Source organism: Rhodococcus sp. D-46 (genome assembly GCF_011290655.1).
Classification (GTDB): Bacteria; Actinomycetota; Actinomycetes; order Mycobacteriales; family Mycobacteriaceae; genus Rhodococcus_F; species Rhodococcus_F qingshengii.
Genome location: NZ_JAANTF010000007.1, coordinates 107,315 through 122,238 on the forward strand (window position 1 = coordinate 107,315; position 14,924 = coordinate 122,238).

Here is a 14,924-nt window from a genome sequence, read left to right on the forward strand (position 1 = left end):
ATGACTGTATTTGCCGTGGGTATCGAACTGGACGGCGAGGGCACTCACCCCGCTGCCTGGCGCCGAAGCTCACACCGCCCGGACCAGCTGCTCACGGGCAAAGCCGTGCGCGATCGCGTCGCGGCTGCCGAGAATGCCGGCTTCACGTTCGCGACGTTCGACGATTCCATCCTCCCCCCGAGTGGTGACGTCGTCGGCCGCATCGATGCCGTCTCTAGGGCGTCGTACGTGGCGGCGACAACCAGCACGATCGGGCTGGTCCCCGTCGTCGGGACCACGTACGCCGAACCGTTTCATACGTCCTCGCAATTGGCGACGTTGGACTACTCCTCGCGTGGGCGTGGCGGCTGGCTTGCTGTTCCGGTCGAAGACGATGCCGCGGCGAGGGCGTGGGGGAGGGCTCCGGTAACAACGGAGTCGGCGCGTCAGCAAGAGCAGCGGGATTCGGTCACCGTTGTGACCGATCTCTGGGACTCGTGGGAGGACGACGCCGTCGTTCGTGACTATCTCAGTGGGCGTTTCCTCGAACGTGATCGTCTGCATTACGTCAATTTCGAGGGCGACACGTTCTCGGTGAAGGGGCCGGCAATCGTTCCGCGGCCGCCTCAAGGCCAGTTGGTGGTGTTCGGCCGCTACGGCGAAATCGATCCACGCCAGCCGGATGTTGTTCTCGTTTCGGGTGATTCGGTGGAGACCATTGCACAGTCGGCTGCCAAGGCGCGCGATGAGGGCGCGTCATTGGTGGTCGCCGAGGTCGATGTGGCATTCGATACGCCGAATCTGTCTGCGGCGCAGCGGAGGACCGAGCTGAACTCGTACGGGAATGCCGTCGTCACCGGCCGACTGCTCCTGGCTGCAGATCCGGGGGAAGCGGCCGTGGTTCTGAAGGAATTGGCCGGACACCTCGACGGTGTTCATTTCCATGCTCTCGTGATCGACGAGGACCTTCCGGTGCTGGCCAAATTCGTGCTTCCGGCGCTGTCCAAGGCCGGGTTGACGCGACGCCCGGTTCCGGGATCGACCCTGAGGGGCAACCTCGGTCTGCAGCGGCCCTCAAATCGATTCGCCCACTCCTCCTGACTTGACTTCGCGCTAAGGATATTTCGGCCATGACTGCATCACGCTCCGCCGTACCTCGACCCGACGCTCACGTTCACCTCGGTGTCTTCTTCCAGGGGGTCAACCACACCACCATCTGGTCCGATTCCGCGAGCGGATCCCAGATCGACTTCGAGACGTTTCGGCGGTTGGTACTCACCGCCGAGCGAGGTCTGTTCGACGCCTTCTTCCTCGGTGAAGGCCTGCGGCTTCGTGAACAGAACGGCAAGATTCTCGATCTGGATATCGCCGGCCGCCCCGACGCCATTGCGCAGTTGGCCGCCCTCGCCGGTATCACCGACAAGATCGGGTTGGTCGCGACACAGAACACCACGTACAACGAACCGGCCGACCTTGCGCGTCGACTCTCCGGCCTCGACCTACTTTCCGACGGACGGGCCGGCTGGAATGCGGTGACCACCGACAACGCGTGGACGGGAGAGAACTTCCGTCGCGGTGGTTTCCTCGACCACTCCCTGCGCTACGAGCGTGCCGGGCAGTTCATCGAAACCGCGCGGGCACTGTGGGATTCGTGGGCCGACGACGCGATCTCGGATTCTCGCACGTCCGAGAACTGGTCTACTCCGGGTGCCGTCGGCGACGTGCGCAGGCAGACTTCACAGTTCGACATCTCCGTGACGCCGACGCTTCCCCGAAGCCGCCAGGGGCATCCGGTCATCTTCCAAGCGGGTGATTCCCCGAGTGGACGCGATTTCGCGGCGACCCATGCCGACGTCATCTTCTCGCGACACGGGACTCATTTCGACGGCGCGCTCGACTTCGCCGACGACATTCGGGCTCGGTTGCGTAAAGCCGGGCGACCGGAGGACGACGTCAAGATCTTGCCCAGCACGCAGATCGTGTTGGCGGAGAACGAGTCCGAAGTCGAGGAGAAGGCACGGTGGGTCCTCGAAGGCCAGTTCACCGGTCAGACTGCCCTCTCTCTCGTCGGACTGGTGTGGGGTAAGGACCTTTCCGATCGAGACCCCGACGGTCCACTCCCCGAGGAAGATCCGGTTGCCCGCCCGGTTTCGGAGACGCGCGGTTCCGCGCGGGACGGCAACGACCCCATTGCGATCGCACGTGAATGGCGTGCTCTTGCCGAGGCAAAGAATCTGTCCCTACGTCAGGTCGCTATCGAGACCTCGCAGCGTTCGGGTTTTGCGGGCACTCCGGGGCAGGTCGCAGATCAGTTGGTCCATTGGGTGCGCAACGGAGCTTCGGACGGCTTCAACATCTCGCCGTACCTGGTGCCGACCGGGCTCGACGAGATCGTCGACTGGTTGATCCCGGAACTGCAGGAGCGTGGGGCGTACCGCACCGAGTACTCCACGTCGACGCTGCGAGAGCACTTGGGGTTGCGACCGCCGCTCACGCGTCGGGCCACGTCTGAAACTGCGGGGTAACGGGTCCTGTCCCACACAGTCACAGCGACGGCCGAATCCACCAAGCTCGGTTCGGCCGTCCGCTGGGAAATCGTCGTCTGCGTAGCTGCGGGTTTCACCACCCTTCTCGATTCGGCGGTGCTCGGAATCGGGGTTCCGTCGATCCGGGCGTCGCTGGACGCGTCGACCTCGGAGGTGCAGTGGATCCTTGCGAGCTATTCGCTGACTTTCGGCTTGGCCCTGGTGCCGGCGGGCCGACTCGGTGACGTCGTCGGGCGTCGACGCTTGTTCTTGGCGGGCCTGAGCATCTTCGCGGTGATGGGAATCCTCGGAGCGTGTGCGTCGGATCCGTCGATGATCGTGTTGGCCCGGCTGGGGCAAGGGATCGGCGCAGGCACCATCAGTTCGCAGGTGCTCGGAATCATCACCGACCGGGTGTCCGGAAAGGCTCGGGCGAAGGCGTTGGGCGCGTACAGCACCGCGGGTGGTCTGGCCGGCGTTTCCGGACCGATCCTCGGTGGCGTTCTGCTGAAGTATTCCGACGCCGACTTCGGATGGCGGTTGCTTCTCGTTCTCAACGTGCCGTTTGCTCTGATCACACTGATTCTGGCGTTTCGCTTTCTGCGCCGTGATCGAACCACCCGATCGGGCGCGTCGATCGATCCGGTTGGGCTGTGTCTGCTGGCGACTACGACCGGGCTCCTGTTGTGGCCCATCGTGACCCGGACCAGTGTTACTGTCGCCGCGGCTTTCCTGATCGGTGCGTTCGGCGCTGCCGTTGCCTTCTGGTTCTGGGAACGTCGGTACGCCGAGCGCGGCGGGACGCCGGTACTGCTTCCGTCGTTGATCGCCTCACGGGGCTTCCGACTGGGTACGACGGTTGCACTCTTCTGGTTCGGATCCATCCTCGCCGTCAACGCGGTGCTCAGCCTCTATCTGATCGAAGGTTTGGGCTTCGCCCCGCTGAGTGCGGCGTTGATCATGACCGGTAGCTCACTCGCGATGGCATTGACGTCGGCTTTCGGATGGCGGCTGGTTGCCAGGTTCGGCCGAAGTGCAGTGGTTTTTGCCATAGTCGGCGAGATCCTTGTCATCCTCGGGTACATCGCAGCGGTCAATCTGATTCCGCGGGAACATCTGATCCCGGTGCTGGTGGTCCTGGCGGTGTTGTCGGGAGTTGCCAGCGGTTTGGTCGACGCGCCCAATCGGGTGCTGACTCTCGAATATGCACCGGCGGGTGCGAACGGAGTTGCGGCGGGTTTCCTTCAGCTGTCGCAGCGACTGTCCGCGACCATCTCGCTGGCCGCGGTATCGGGGTTGTATCTCGGTGTGCTCGGATACTCGCCCGACGGATATGGACGTGCGTTCGGGATCGCGCTTGCCGTCTGCGTGGTCATGTTGACGCTCTCGCTGGCGGGAGCGGTGGCAGACCTCCGTCGGCGAAGGACGTGACCTGGCGTTTCGTAGGCCTAGAGGGCCCTCGGGAGACCGAGCCCGTGTGACTCGTGGGACTTGTGTTACCCATGAGTTAGGAGTCGTGGGACGATACTTGTGTGGTGACCGGTCGCAGTGAAGACAAGCCCAACGGTCGCGGGAGTGGAGAGCCAGTTAACTCACCCCGTGGATCGTCGGACAAACGTGACCGCACATCGACACCCTTCCGCGCTCGAACGGCGATGTGGACCAATCGGCCTCTGTTCGATTTCCATATGATCGTCGGTCTGGTCGTGCTGATCGTCGCGTTCGGACTGCTGATGGTGCTGTCGTCTTCGGGCGTCGAATCCTATGTGTTGTCCGGGACGTCCTATGCCAGATTCTGGCCCCAGTGCATGTTCGCGGCGATCGGCTTGGTGATGTTCGTGGCAGTCGTGCGGTTGCCGACCGAAACGATGCGTAGAGCCTCCCCGTGGCTGCTGATCCTGTGTCTTGTTCTGCTTGTCCTGGTGCTGATTCCAGGTATCGGCTCGGAACAAATGGGTGCTCGCAGCTGGTTCGTGATCGCGGGCATTTCCTTCCAGCCGTCGGAGCTGGCCAAACTTGCTCTGGCGATCTGGTCCGCAGCGACGGTTGCGTCGTTCATGAAGGCGCGGATGGACGTCAACCGCGCGCTGCCGGTGATCGGCGGTACGACGTTGCTGGTTCTGGTTCTGGTGGTGTTGGAGAAGGACCTCGGAACCACCATCACCATCGGCATCATCTTCATGTCGGTGCTGTGGTTCGGGCTGTTCCGGATGAAGACATTCATCAGCCTCACACTCGGTTCCGCAGTCGCATTTCTCGTGCTCGGGCTTACTGCTGGTTACCGCTCGGATCGCATCAAGGCTTTCCTCAATCCTGATCTCGACCCGCAGGGTTTGAACTTCCAGAGCACTCAGGCCAAGTACGCACTGGCGAACGGAGGCATCTTCGGGCGCGGTCTAGGACAGTCCGACGCCAAATGGAGCTATCTCCCGCAGGCGCACAACGACTTCATTTTTGCCGTGATCGGTGAAGAGTTGGGTCTGGTCGGCGCGCTGATCGTCGTCGCTCTCTTTGCCGCGGTTCTGATCGTCGGGCTGCGGATCGCGAAACGGTCCACTGATCCGTTCCTCAAAGTCATGACAGCGACGGCAACGACGTTGATCGTCGTGCAGGCGTTCATCAACATCGCCTACGTCGTCGGCCTGATTCCGGTGACCGGTCTGCAACTACCGCTCATCTCGGCGGGCGGAACGTCGATGATCACCACCCTGCTGATGTTCGGGCTCATCGCGCACGCAGCCTTCCGTGAGCCCGAGGCTGTCGCCTCGGCCGAGAGCAGCGGTCGCGGTTGGATACCGCTGGTCTTCGGCAAGCCTCGGTTCGGCATTGCCAAGAAGCCACAGACCGATCGACGGAGGCCGCCAGCTCGCCGCGCCCAGCCTGCTCCAACTGGGCAACGCCGACCGGAACGACGGGCACCACAACCCGACAGACGCCGGACTCCAGCTCCGGGCCGACGCGCACCCTCTCGCGACTGGTCGGAAGATCCACGTAGACGCGGCCGATCCGATCGGCCGCGGCGCGCTTCCTGATCTGGGCCAGTTCCACTGGCGGGCAGTTCGGAAGCGGGCAGTCATGCACCCGACAATTGCGTTGGGCGGCTACATTGGGAGTCGGCAAAACGACGTCTAATAAGGGTTGTGGACATGGCAGGTGGCGACAAGGCAGACCAGTCGGTGGTCGAACGTAGCTCGGTGACCGGACGTCGTACGACGCCGTCGCAGCGAGCGCGTTTTCGCCGGATTGTCGACGCCGCAATGGAATCCGCCTCCGAAGGCGGCTACGACGCGGTGCAGATGCGATCGGTGGCCGATCGCGCCGGCGTCGCGATCGGCACTGTTTACCGGTATTTCCCGTCCAAGAACCACATGCTTGTCGTCGCATTGTTGTGGATGTTCGAGGGTTTGCGTGACAGATTCCAAGACTTTGTAATCCCGGGCGAGACTCCGTCGGACCGGATTCTGTTTGTGCTGCGCAAGAATACGGAGGTCCTCGAGACCGATCACCTCCGTTACGAAGCGTTGGTTCGGGCGTACATGTTCGCGGACGCGTCGGCGACCCCGGAACTCAACGCGCTCGGTGGGGTCGTGACCGAGATGTTCGCGAAGGCGATCGGTGTCGAGGAAGTCTCGCAGCAGCAGTTGGACGCGGTGAAGGTGATCGACGACGTCTGGATGTCGAGTCTCGTCTCGTGGGTTGCGGGCCGGATGACGACGGACGAGGTGATGGCGCACCTGGAACTTGCCGTGCGACTGGTCTTTCGCAAGTTGGGCGGATAGCGCTCAGACGGTGTAGCCACCGTCGACGTTGAGCTTCTGACCGCTGATGAATCCGGCCGCGTCGCTTGCGAGGAAACATACTGCTTCGGCGATGTCGGCAGCTGATCCGAAGCGCTTCAACGGGATTCGGCTCATCGTCACGTCGAGCGCGCCTTGGTCGAGTTCGGCGGAGCTGATCAGGCGCTCCGCCATTCCGTCCGTCAACATGCCTGGTCCTACAGCGTTGAACCGGACGCCGTAGCGTCCTTCCTCTGCGGCGAATCCGCGAACAAGTTGTTCGACAGCCCCTTTGGTGCCAGCGGAGAGTCCGTCGCGCACGGGAAAGCGATCCGTTGCCGCGGTTGTCACCGCCACCACCGAACCCGAGGATGCACGCAGCGCAGGCAGGGCGGTGTGGACGAGGGTGAAGAACGCCGCGGCCTCCTGGTTGAGTTGTTCGGTGAAGAACGCCGGCGTCACACGTGAGAGGTGCGTCATCGGGACGTGCGGTCCCGCAGCGTGGACCAGCGTCGTCAATGTGCCCAGATCATCGACCGCATCGTTGACGGCGGCGCTGATCGACAACTCGTCGGTCAAGTCGAGAGAGTACGAGTGGGCGCGCACGCCATGCGCTCGAATCTGCTCGCTCAGTTGCTCGGCAGCGCCCTTGTTGTTTCGGTAGGTGAAGGCGACGTCGTGTCCGCGTTCGGCAAGGGTCAGGGCTATCGCCGACCCGATTCCACCGGTTCCGCCGCTGACAAAAGCGGTGCGTACTGCGCTCACAATGCCTCCAGATGTCTGCCGATTTCAAACCTAACAAATGCTTGGTTGGGGTGCCAATCGGAATATATCAGTGCGCGAAGGACAGGCTCAGATTGCTATCGCAACCGGACTGATCGTCCTAATCTGTTGCCATGTCCGGAGACAGTGTGCAGTTGACCGACGGGGCGCCCGGTGGGGAATCGGAACCTCACGCACCGAGTTTGAACAATCGCCTCAACTGGCTGCGTGCAGGTGTTCTGGGTGCAAACGACGGAATCGTCTCGACCGCAGGTCTCGTGGTCGGTGTTGCGGCAGCCACGACCGAGCGCTCCGCGATCTTCACAGCAGGTTTTGCTGGACTGGTTGCCGGCGCTGTGTCCATGGCGTTGGGCGAGTACGTCTCGGTCAGCGCTCAGCGGGATACCGAACGCGCACTCCTGCAGAAGGAGAAGAAGGAACTCCTCGAGACCCCGGAGGCTGAACTTCAGGAACTGACCGAGATCTACGAGAACAAGGGATTGAGTCCGGAGACGGCCCGCCGCGTCGCCGAAGAATTAACCGAGCACGACGCCTTCGCGGCGCACGTAGAAGTCGAATTGGGTATCGATCCAGACGATCTCACCAATCCGTGGCACGCGGCGATTTCGTCGGCAATCTCGTTCACGATCGGCGCGGCGATCCCGTTGGTCGCAATTCTGGTGCCGCCGACAGGCATCCGCGTCCCTATCGCATTTTTCGCGGTGCTGATCGCACTTGCGCTGACCGGGACGATCAGCGCGACGCTCGGCGGAGCTCGCAAGACCAGAGCGGTGCTACGCGTGGTGATCGGCGGCGCGCTGGCGATGGCCGTGACGTACGGAGTAGGTCAGTTGGTGGGCACGGGTCTCGCCTGACCCCTGCTGTGCGCCTTTATTAACCGCGGGGGGTTAATAAAGGCGCACAGCAATTCAGGCGCGACAGATCATGACCGGCCCTGGCGCATGGTGCAGCAGATTCTGGCTGGTGGAGCCCATCACGGCGCCGGCCATCGCACTGCGTCCGTGACTTCCGACAACTATCAACTGTGCGTCGTCGGCGTATTTGAGCATGACGGGAGCAGCGGCACCGGGTTCACTGATGCGGGTGACCGGCACGTCCGGGTACTGGTCGGCCATACCGGCTAGATTTTCCGCCAGTAGCGCCGATTCCTCCTGCTCGACAGCCTCCCAGTCGATCAGGATTCCCGCTCCGCCTTCGCGGAAGGTGGACGAGCCCTGCCAGGTGTGGACCGCGATGAGCGGCGCGTCGAACTGATCGGCATAACGAAACGCGTACTCGACGGCCTTCTTGCTCAACGCGCTTCCGTCCACTCCGACGATGACGGGACGCTGATCCGGACCGGGATTCTCCGCCGAACCACGCCACACGGTGACCGGACAGGTTGCATGATTGGCCACCTTCAGTGCGGTCGATCCGAGCAGCCGTGAGCGCAGTGCGCCCGATCCGGTCGACCCCATCACGATCAGGCGTGCGGTACCCGAGGATTCGAGGATATGCGTCGACGCCGGCCCTGGCGCGATCTCGGATTCGATGGTCAGTTCGGGGAATTCGGCCGAAATCACCGTGGCGGCGGCATCGACGATCGCTTCGCCGTCTTCGCGGATCTGGCTGAGGAACTGTGACTGCAACATCACTGCAGCGGGACTGTAGATCGGGCCCTCTTGCGGCAGGGCGTGCGCCAGAATCAGTCGTGAGTTCACCGCGTTCGCGACGGAGGCCGCCCACCGGGCCGCCGCCGTCGAGGCCTCGGATCCGTCGATACCGGCGACGACATCCTGGTGTCCTGCAAGTGTGTTCATGTCTACTCCCTCTGAAATGATCGAGATCGGTCGACTGGTTACAGCGACGTCACCAGAGTGACGATGCTGACTTCACGGCTTCCTTCCACGTCTTGCGTAGCAGGGTCGATTGCCCGTCGGCTATTTCCAGTTCTCGTCGGTAGGCCATGCCCAATCCGAAACTGGTGAGCGAGGTATGCTCCTGCTCGGCTGCCATTGCAAGTAGATGATGTTGGGCGACAACGGAATCCTGGTGCTCGCCGAGAACATCCTGGAAGTGGCTGAAATGCTTCAGTGCACGCTTCGCTCGGCTCTTCGACACGGGTTCCATGACCTCGATCGCGTACTTCATCCGCTTGGCTCCCTTGCGGGCGCGGTGCATTCGCTCGTCACGCTCGGTGCGGCTATCGGCATCGAAGACGTGATCGACCCGCTTACCGACCTTGTGTGCCAGGTGCCGCAGGGTATGGGCCAACTCTCGTGCCGATGCCTTCTTTCCGACGCGGTGGGTGGCGGTGTCGAATTCGAGGTCGCCGACGTACTCGTCGAGGCGATCGAGCAGCGTGGTGTATCGCTCGGAATCGAGCGCCTCGAGGGCTGTTTCCTGGGCGGTTTCACCACGTGCAGAGAAGAACTCGTCGATTCGAGCTCGCACAGCTTCTCGCTCGGGCATCTCGTCGATTTCGCCGAGGCGTTCCACAAGACGCTCCCACTGGACCTCGACGTCGCGGGCGTCACCGAACTTTCCACCGATCCACCGCAGATCCGTGATGAGATCGTCGGTCTTGGGGGAGTGGCCGGCGTACGACTGCAGAGCGCTGCGGATGCGACGTGCCGCAACCCGGAAGTCGTGAACGGCTTCGTCGTCGGCCCGACGCGTGCCGAGATCCGCGGCGACCAGTGCGCGCAATTGTTCGATGAGGTAATTACGCAACAAGATCCGCGGATTCGACGCCTTGCCCGAGGTGACCTCGTGACCGGCGTACGGTGTGACCGACGTGCCCAGTGCTCGTTTGAGTTTGGACGGACTCGCAGAGCGCTCCAGCCCGGCGTCCAGTAGAACCGACTCGATTGCATCGGCCAGCTCTTGCCCGCCTGCGCCTTGTTCGACCTCGACTTCCTGCCACGTCGACTCTCCGGAACCGTCTGCCTTGCAGGCGATGACGGTGTCGGAGACCACTTCGGCAAGCAGCACACCGTTTTCGCCGTTGAGCCTGGTGCGCTCCCGATCGGTGATGATCAGGGCGACCGGCACCAGATCGTGACCGCGAATGATCGCCCGGATCAGACTCGACAGCGGCGAGGGCACATCGGTGCTCTCGTCCGGGGGAAGTTGGATTTCGGTTCGAGTGTCCTGGCCTGCGGGAAGTTTCATGTGCCACCCCGCGTCGTCGCCACCCTCACGCTTGCGCAGCGTGATCTTCTCGGCCAGCAACCGGTAGTCCGCGGTGTCGAAGTAGGTGGCAGAGAGCTGTATCGAGTCGTGGACCGGTTCGCCGACAACACCGGGAAGTCCGCCCAAGGCGGGAACTTCCTGCTCGGCCGGCGCCTCGTACTTGCGCTCGATCTCCCGTACGGCTTCGGGTACGACGGCGGTCTTGCTCATCTGGTCTCCTCTTGCGGTGCGGTCTGCGCTTCCATCCTCCCGGTATCGGAGGCGCAGTGGAAGGGTCCGGGGTCCCTACGGCGAGTCGCCACTGCCTGATTCGTCCGGCCAGGACAGGGTCCGCCGACTTTCGAACCGTTGCAGCCGGCCGGTCGTGGGATCCTCGAACTCGAGAACCTTCGACAGCAGGCGCAGCGGGTTCGAATAATCCTCTGCGGCAACGTCGTAGAAGTCGGGATAGAAGTTGTCGCCGTGGATCGGTAGCCCGAGCGAGGTCATGTGCAGGCGAAGTTGATGGGTCTTGCCGGTATGGGGAATCAACCGGTACCGCGCGAAGCCGTCTCGCGTTTCGATCAGTTCGATCCGCGACTCGCTGTTGGGTTCGCCCTCGATCTCCGCGGCCTTGAGCACGCCGCGTTCTTTCACGATGCGACTGCGCACGACCACGGGAGTGCTCACCTGCGCGTCGTAACGCGCGATGGCCTCGTATTCCTTGGCGACGCGGCGCTCGGCGAACATGGTCTGATAGCCGCGCCGGGCCGACTGATGCACGGTGAACAGCAGCAGTCCCGCCGTGACGCGGTCGAGGCGATGCGCTGGACTCAACTCCGGCAAATCGAGATCTCGACGCAACCGCACCAAGGCCGATTCGGCGATGTATCGCCCGCGGGGCGTGCTCGCGAGAAAGTGCGGCTTGTCCACGACCAGGATGTTTTCGTCCCGATAAAGGATGTCGATCTCGAACGGCACCCGCGTTTCGACGGGAGGGTCGCGGTACAGGTAGACGAACCGCCGGGGAGCAAAAGCGCTCGTCTCGGTGATTCCGACACCCTTCTCGTCGACGACCTCCCCGGCTGCGACCTTCTCCCGCAATCGGACGGCGTCCTGGGGGAACCGTTCGAGCAGGTAGTCGAGCGTCGTCGTCCACATGCCGTCGTCGGGCTGACGGATGCGACTGGGGTTCAGGCCGTCGCGGACGGGAAGCGGTGATCGTGACACATCTTCAAAGCTAGCCGTCCGGTCGGCATTCAGACCTATTGACGACATATGGGACGGAAGTTACTATCCGGTAAGTTCGTGACACCGGTCACTGTCGTGGGGGCAGGGCTGGGTCATCACAACAGAAAATTGGGGTTTTCGTGAGGACACGACTTCTACGTCGAAGGTCGACAAAGATTGCGGTGGGGCTGTGCGTCGTGGGATTGACGGTGCCGAGCGCCGTCGCTTCTGCGGATCCGACGGGAGGGTCGGACGGGCAGGCCTGGCTCGCGGCAACGGAGGCGACGCCGCAGTATCCGGGGGTCTCCATCGAGTGGGACGTGCCCATCACGATGAGTGACGGCACAGTTCTGCAAGCGAATGTGTACCGACCGGCGGATGCATCCGGGCGGGCCGTGGAATCGAAGACGCCTTCGGTCCTCAACATCACGCCGTACACGAAACTGCTGGACACACTGGTGGATTCAGCTCTGTCGATCCCGCAGGTCGGTGAGACGCTGATGGACGTTGCGAACTCGCTCGACCTCGCGGCGCCGTTCGACGGCGTGTCGGAGTTGACGGGCGTCATCGCCGGCGGAGGCGCCAGGGTTCTCGGCGTCAACCGTGATCTGGTCCAGAACGGATACACGCAGGTAGTGGTCGATGCACGTGGAACCGGCTTCTCCCAAGGTAATTGGGACGTGCTCGGTAAGCGCGAGCAACAGGATTCGGTCGAGGTCATCGACTGGATGAGCAAGCAAGGATGGTCCGACGGGAAAGTAGGGATGGCGGGCATCTCGTACTCCGCGATCAACTCGGTGCAGGCGGCGAGCAACAATCCACCTGCACTGAAGGCGATCTTCCCGGTCGAACCTGGCAACGATCTGCTGCGCGACATCGTCGGAACCGGTGGCGGCCTCGGAGTCGGGTTCATGCCGTTGTGGTTGACCGCGGTCAACGGGCTCAAACTCATCCCGAACGTTCAGGACATCCTGCAAGGAAACTTCGATCCCCTGTGGTTGGCGAGCCGCCTCGAGGATCCGGGAACGCTTATTCCTGAACTGGTGCAAGCGATGACGGCTCAGAGAATCGAGGACGTGTCGCCGTCGACTCTGCAAGTCGCGCAAGACGGGCAGTTCTATCAGGACCGAGCCGCTGACGTCGGCAACATCGCCGTTCCGACGATGGTCTACGGCGGTTGGCACGACATCTTCGCCAACAGTGAGCCGCGGATCTACAACGGAATCGATCTGCCGCCCGGGCAGAAGCAGTTGATCATGGGGAACGGCTATCACGTCACTCCCGGTGGAGGATTCGGCAAGGACGGTGCGCCGCCGCGCCTCGACGTACTCGAACGTGCGTGGTTCGACAAGTGGCTCAAGGGCATCGACAACGGAATCGATCGTTACGGTCCGGTGACGATGTTCCAGCAAGGCGGCGGATGGATCACGGACGATCAGTTCCCGCGAGCCGGTGCGAGCTACGAACGTATGTATCTGAACTCTGCGCCCAGCGGTACTGCCGCCCACGCAGCGTACGACGGTTCGCTGACGAATGACCCGCCCAGTGCCGCAGCGCGATTGACAGTCGCACCAGGACTGCGAGGCTTCTGCTCCGGTGACGGAACTCAGGGAACTGCCGGGATCTCCGTGGTGCTCGGTGCGACGTGTTCCAAGGATTCCCGATTCCAGGAAGCGGAGGGCCTGACGTTCACCGGTGAGGCAGTGACGGAGCCGACCTCACTCTCGGGCCCGATCAACGTCCACCTCGAGACCGTCCTGGACGCGACGGACGGATTCTGGGCAGCGACGGTCAACGACGTAGCACCGGACGGAACATCGACACCGATCACGAACGGCGCTCTGACTGCGTCGCTGCGGGCAGTCGACGATTCGAAGAGCACTCGCTCGGCCAACGGTGACTACAGTGAACCGCACCACTATCTGACGATCGACACGCGTCAGCCGGTGGTTCCCGGTGAGGTCACCACCGTCGACATCAACATGCTCCCGACGGACGCAGTGCTGCAACCGGGGCACCGGCTCCGCGTCGACGTCTACGCTGCCAGCGTGCCGCGATACCTGGCGCTCGGCCCGATGCTCGCCGACAGCCAACTCAAACCGCAGCACATCGAGTTGGCTGCAGACCGGCCGAGCTTCGTCAACGTTCCGTTCGTCGGGGGCCGCTGACTCGGATTGGATCGGCGGCGTGAGAACCTGCGGGCTCGCGGACGTTCTGAGAAGATCGTCCGATGACAGAATCCCGACTCTCCGCCGCCGTCCACGATCGTCTGGACGGACTTCTGGATCCGGTGGACGAGCGGCTCGCGGCGCAGTACCCGGGAAACCGTGACGAGATCCAACCCGTGCACACGATTTACGTCAGTGCCGCGGATGCAACCGTCGACACCCCTCGACTCTGGGGTGAGCAGGCGATCGCGCTTCTCGATTCCCATGCTCATGTGTTCGCCGATCTCGACACGGAGAATGCGCTCGCTGATGTGCGAGTTCAACTCGGCCGCAAGCCGGTCCAAGACTTTCGGATCGATTTCGAGGACGGGTACGGACGCCGCAGCGACGAAGAAGAAGACGATGCAGCGACGTCGGCCGGACAGACGCTTGCCGCGCTCAGCGCTGATCCTGCCGGGCCGAACTGGAGTGGCATCAGGTTCAAGGGGTTGCCGGCCGGTGAGCGTCGGCGCTCGATCAGGACGCTCGAGCTTGTGCTCGACGCGGCCGGCGGAGTGCCGGACGGATTTGTCTTCACCGTTCCCAAACTGCGCGCGGTGGAGCAGGTCACGGCGACGGTGTTGCTCTGCGAAGAGCTGGAGAAGGCGCACGGACTCGAGCTCGGTTCGCTTCGGTTCGAGTTGCAGATCGAGAGCCCGCAGGCGGTCATCGCGGCCGACGGAACGGTGGCAGTTGCTCAGGCCATCCATCGCGGTGCCGGTCGTCTGACCGGTTTGCATTACGGCACTTACGATTACAGTGCAGCTTGCGGAATTGCATCGCGTCATCAGTCGCTCGAACATCCGGTGGCAGACCACGCAAAGGCTGTCATGTTGGCTGCTGCCGCGCAGACCGGCGTCTGGGTGTGCGACGGGTCGACTCAGGTCGCGCCTGTCGGGAGCGCCACGGCGATCCGCGACGCGATCACTCGGCACCATCGCCTCGTCACGCGGTCCCTGGAACGCGGTTACTACCAGGGGTGGGACATGCACCCCGGGCATCTGGTCACCCGCTGGCTCGCCACGTTCGGCTTCTATCGCAATGCGCTCGGCGCCGCTGCCCCGCGCATCCAGTCGTACTTGGGGCGCCAAGGTGGCGACGTGATGGACGAACCTGCAACCGCCCAGGCGCTCGCAGCGGTGGTACTGCGCGGGCTCGACGCGGGGGCTTATCCGGAATCCGAAGTTCTCCGGCTCGCCCCGAGCGCCGACACCAACGCACTCCGTCACCTCGTAGGACGCACCACACCGATCACAGGAGAACACTGACCG

General features: G+C 63.1%; 12 protein-coding genes. 8 read left to right on the top strand and 4 right to left on the bottom strand.

Annotation, left to right across the window (positions count from 1 at the left end):
- From G9U53_RS18860 to G9U53_RS18880, 5 genes are all read left to right on the top strand, one after another.
- Nucleotides 1-1,080 carry an LLM class flavin-dependent oxidoreductase gene (locus tag G9U53_RS18860; RefSeq protein WP_083056804.1) on the top strand — a complete coding sequence of 360 codons (1,080 nt, stop codon included), beginning with the start codon at nt 1-3 and terminating at the stop codon, nt 1,078-1,080.
- A gap of 29 nt (nt 1,081-1,109) precedes the next feature.
- Nucleotides 1,110-2,504: an NtaA/DmoA family FMN-dependent monooxygenase gene (locus G9U53_RS18865; protein WP_165639054.1), complete on the top strand. Its 1,395-nt coding sequence runs from the start codon at nt 1,110-1,112 to the stop codon at nt 2,502-2,504.
- Nucleotides 2,505-2,573: 69 nt separating this feature from the next.
- Complete coding sequence (locus G9U53_RS18870; protein WP_083056806.1) at nt 2,574-3,935, top strand: MFS transporter; 1,362 nt, start codon at nt 2,574-2,576, stop codon at nt 3,933-3,935.
- Nucleotides 3,936-4,159: 224 nt separating this feature from the next.
- Nucleotides 4,160-5,536 (top strand): putative lipid II flippase FtsW, encoded by a 1,377-nt coding sequence (gene ftsW, locus G9U53_RS18875; protein WP_064687643.1) that lies wholly within the window; start codon nt 4,160-4,162, stop codon nt 5,534-5,536.
- 114 nt (nt 5,537-5,650) lie between these two features.
- The gene (locus tag G9U53_RS18880) at nt 5,651-6,283 is read left to right on the top strand and encodes a TetR family transcriptional regulator (RefSeq protein WP_007733896.1); all 633 of its coding nucleotides are present in this window, start codon (nt 5,651-5,653) and stop codon (nt 6,281-6,283) included.
- 3 nt (nt 6,284-6,286) lie between these two features.
- Here G9U53_RS18880 and G9U53_RS18885 read toward each other — a convergent pair whose 3' ends face one another.
- The gene (locus G9U53_RS18885) at nt 6,287-7,045 is read right to left on the bottom strand and encodes an SDR family oxidoreductase (RefSeq protein ID WP_007733899.1); all 759 of its coding nucleotides are present in this window, start codon (nt 7,043-7,045) and stop codon (nt 6,287-6,289) included.
- Between the two features lie 131 nt (nt 7,046-7,176).
- On the opposite strand from G9U53_RS18885, the gene G9U53_RS18890 reads away from it, so the two are divergent.
- The gene (locus G9U53_RS18890; protein ID WP_007733901.1) at nt 7,177-7,917 is read left to right on the top strand and encodes a VIT family protein; all 741 of its coding nucleotides are present in this window, start codon (nt 7,177-7,179) and stop codon (nt 7,915-7,917) included.
- A 54-nt stretch (nt 7,918-7,971) separates the two neighbouring features.
- Here the strand turns inward: G9U53_RS18890 and G9U53_RS18895 are convergent, their stop codons facing one another.
- The 3 genes from G9U53_RS18895 to G9U53_RS18905 form a co-directional block, all read right to left on the bottom strand.
- Entirely contained in the window at nt 7,972-8,862 is an 891-nt protein-coding gene (locus tag G9U53_RS18895; RefSeq protein WP_047271050.1) for a universal stress protein, read from the bottom strand.
- A gap of 49 nt (nt 8,863-8,911) precedes the next feature.
- Nucleotides 8,912-10,447, bottom strand: a complete 1,536-nt coding sequence (locus tag G9U53_RS18900; protein ID WP_007733905.1) for a CYTH and CHAD domain-containing protein — start codon at nt 10,445-10,447, stop codon at nt 8,912-8,914.
- 75 nt (nt 10,448-10,522) lie between these two features.
- Nucleotides 10,523-11,446, bottom strand: a complete 924-nt coding sequence (locus tag G9U53_RS18905; RefSeq protein ID WP_042922243.1) for a pseudouridine synthase — start codon at nt 11,444-11,446, stop codon at nt 10,523-10,525.
- Nucleotides 11,447-11,643: 197 nt separating this feature from the next.
- Between G9U53_RS18905 and G9U53_RS18910 the strand changes: the two genes are divergently transcribed.
- Both G9U53_RS18910 and G9U53_RS18915 read left to right on the top strand, forming a co-directional pair.
- Nucleotides 11,644-13,614: a CocE/NonD family hydrolase gene (locus G9U53_RS18910; protein WP_347570818.1), complete on the top strand. Its 1,971-nt coding sequence runs from the start codon at nt 11,644-11,646 to the stop codon at nt 13,612-13,614.
- A 62-nt stretch (nt 13,615-13,676) separates the two neighbouring features.
- A complete protein-coding gene (locus G9U53_RS18915) occupies nt 13,677-14,921 on the top strand; it encodes an aldolase/citrate lyase family protein (protein WP_007733914.1) in 1,245 nt (414 codons plus the stop codon).
- Nucleotides 14,922-14,924: the final 3 nt, after the last annotated feature.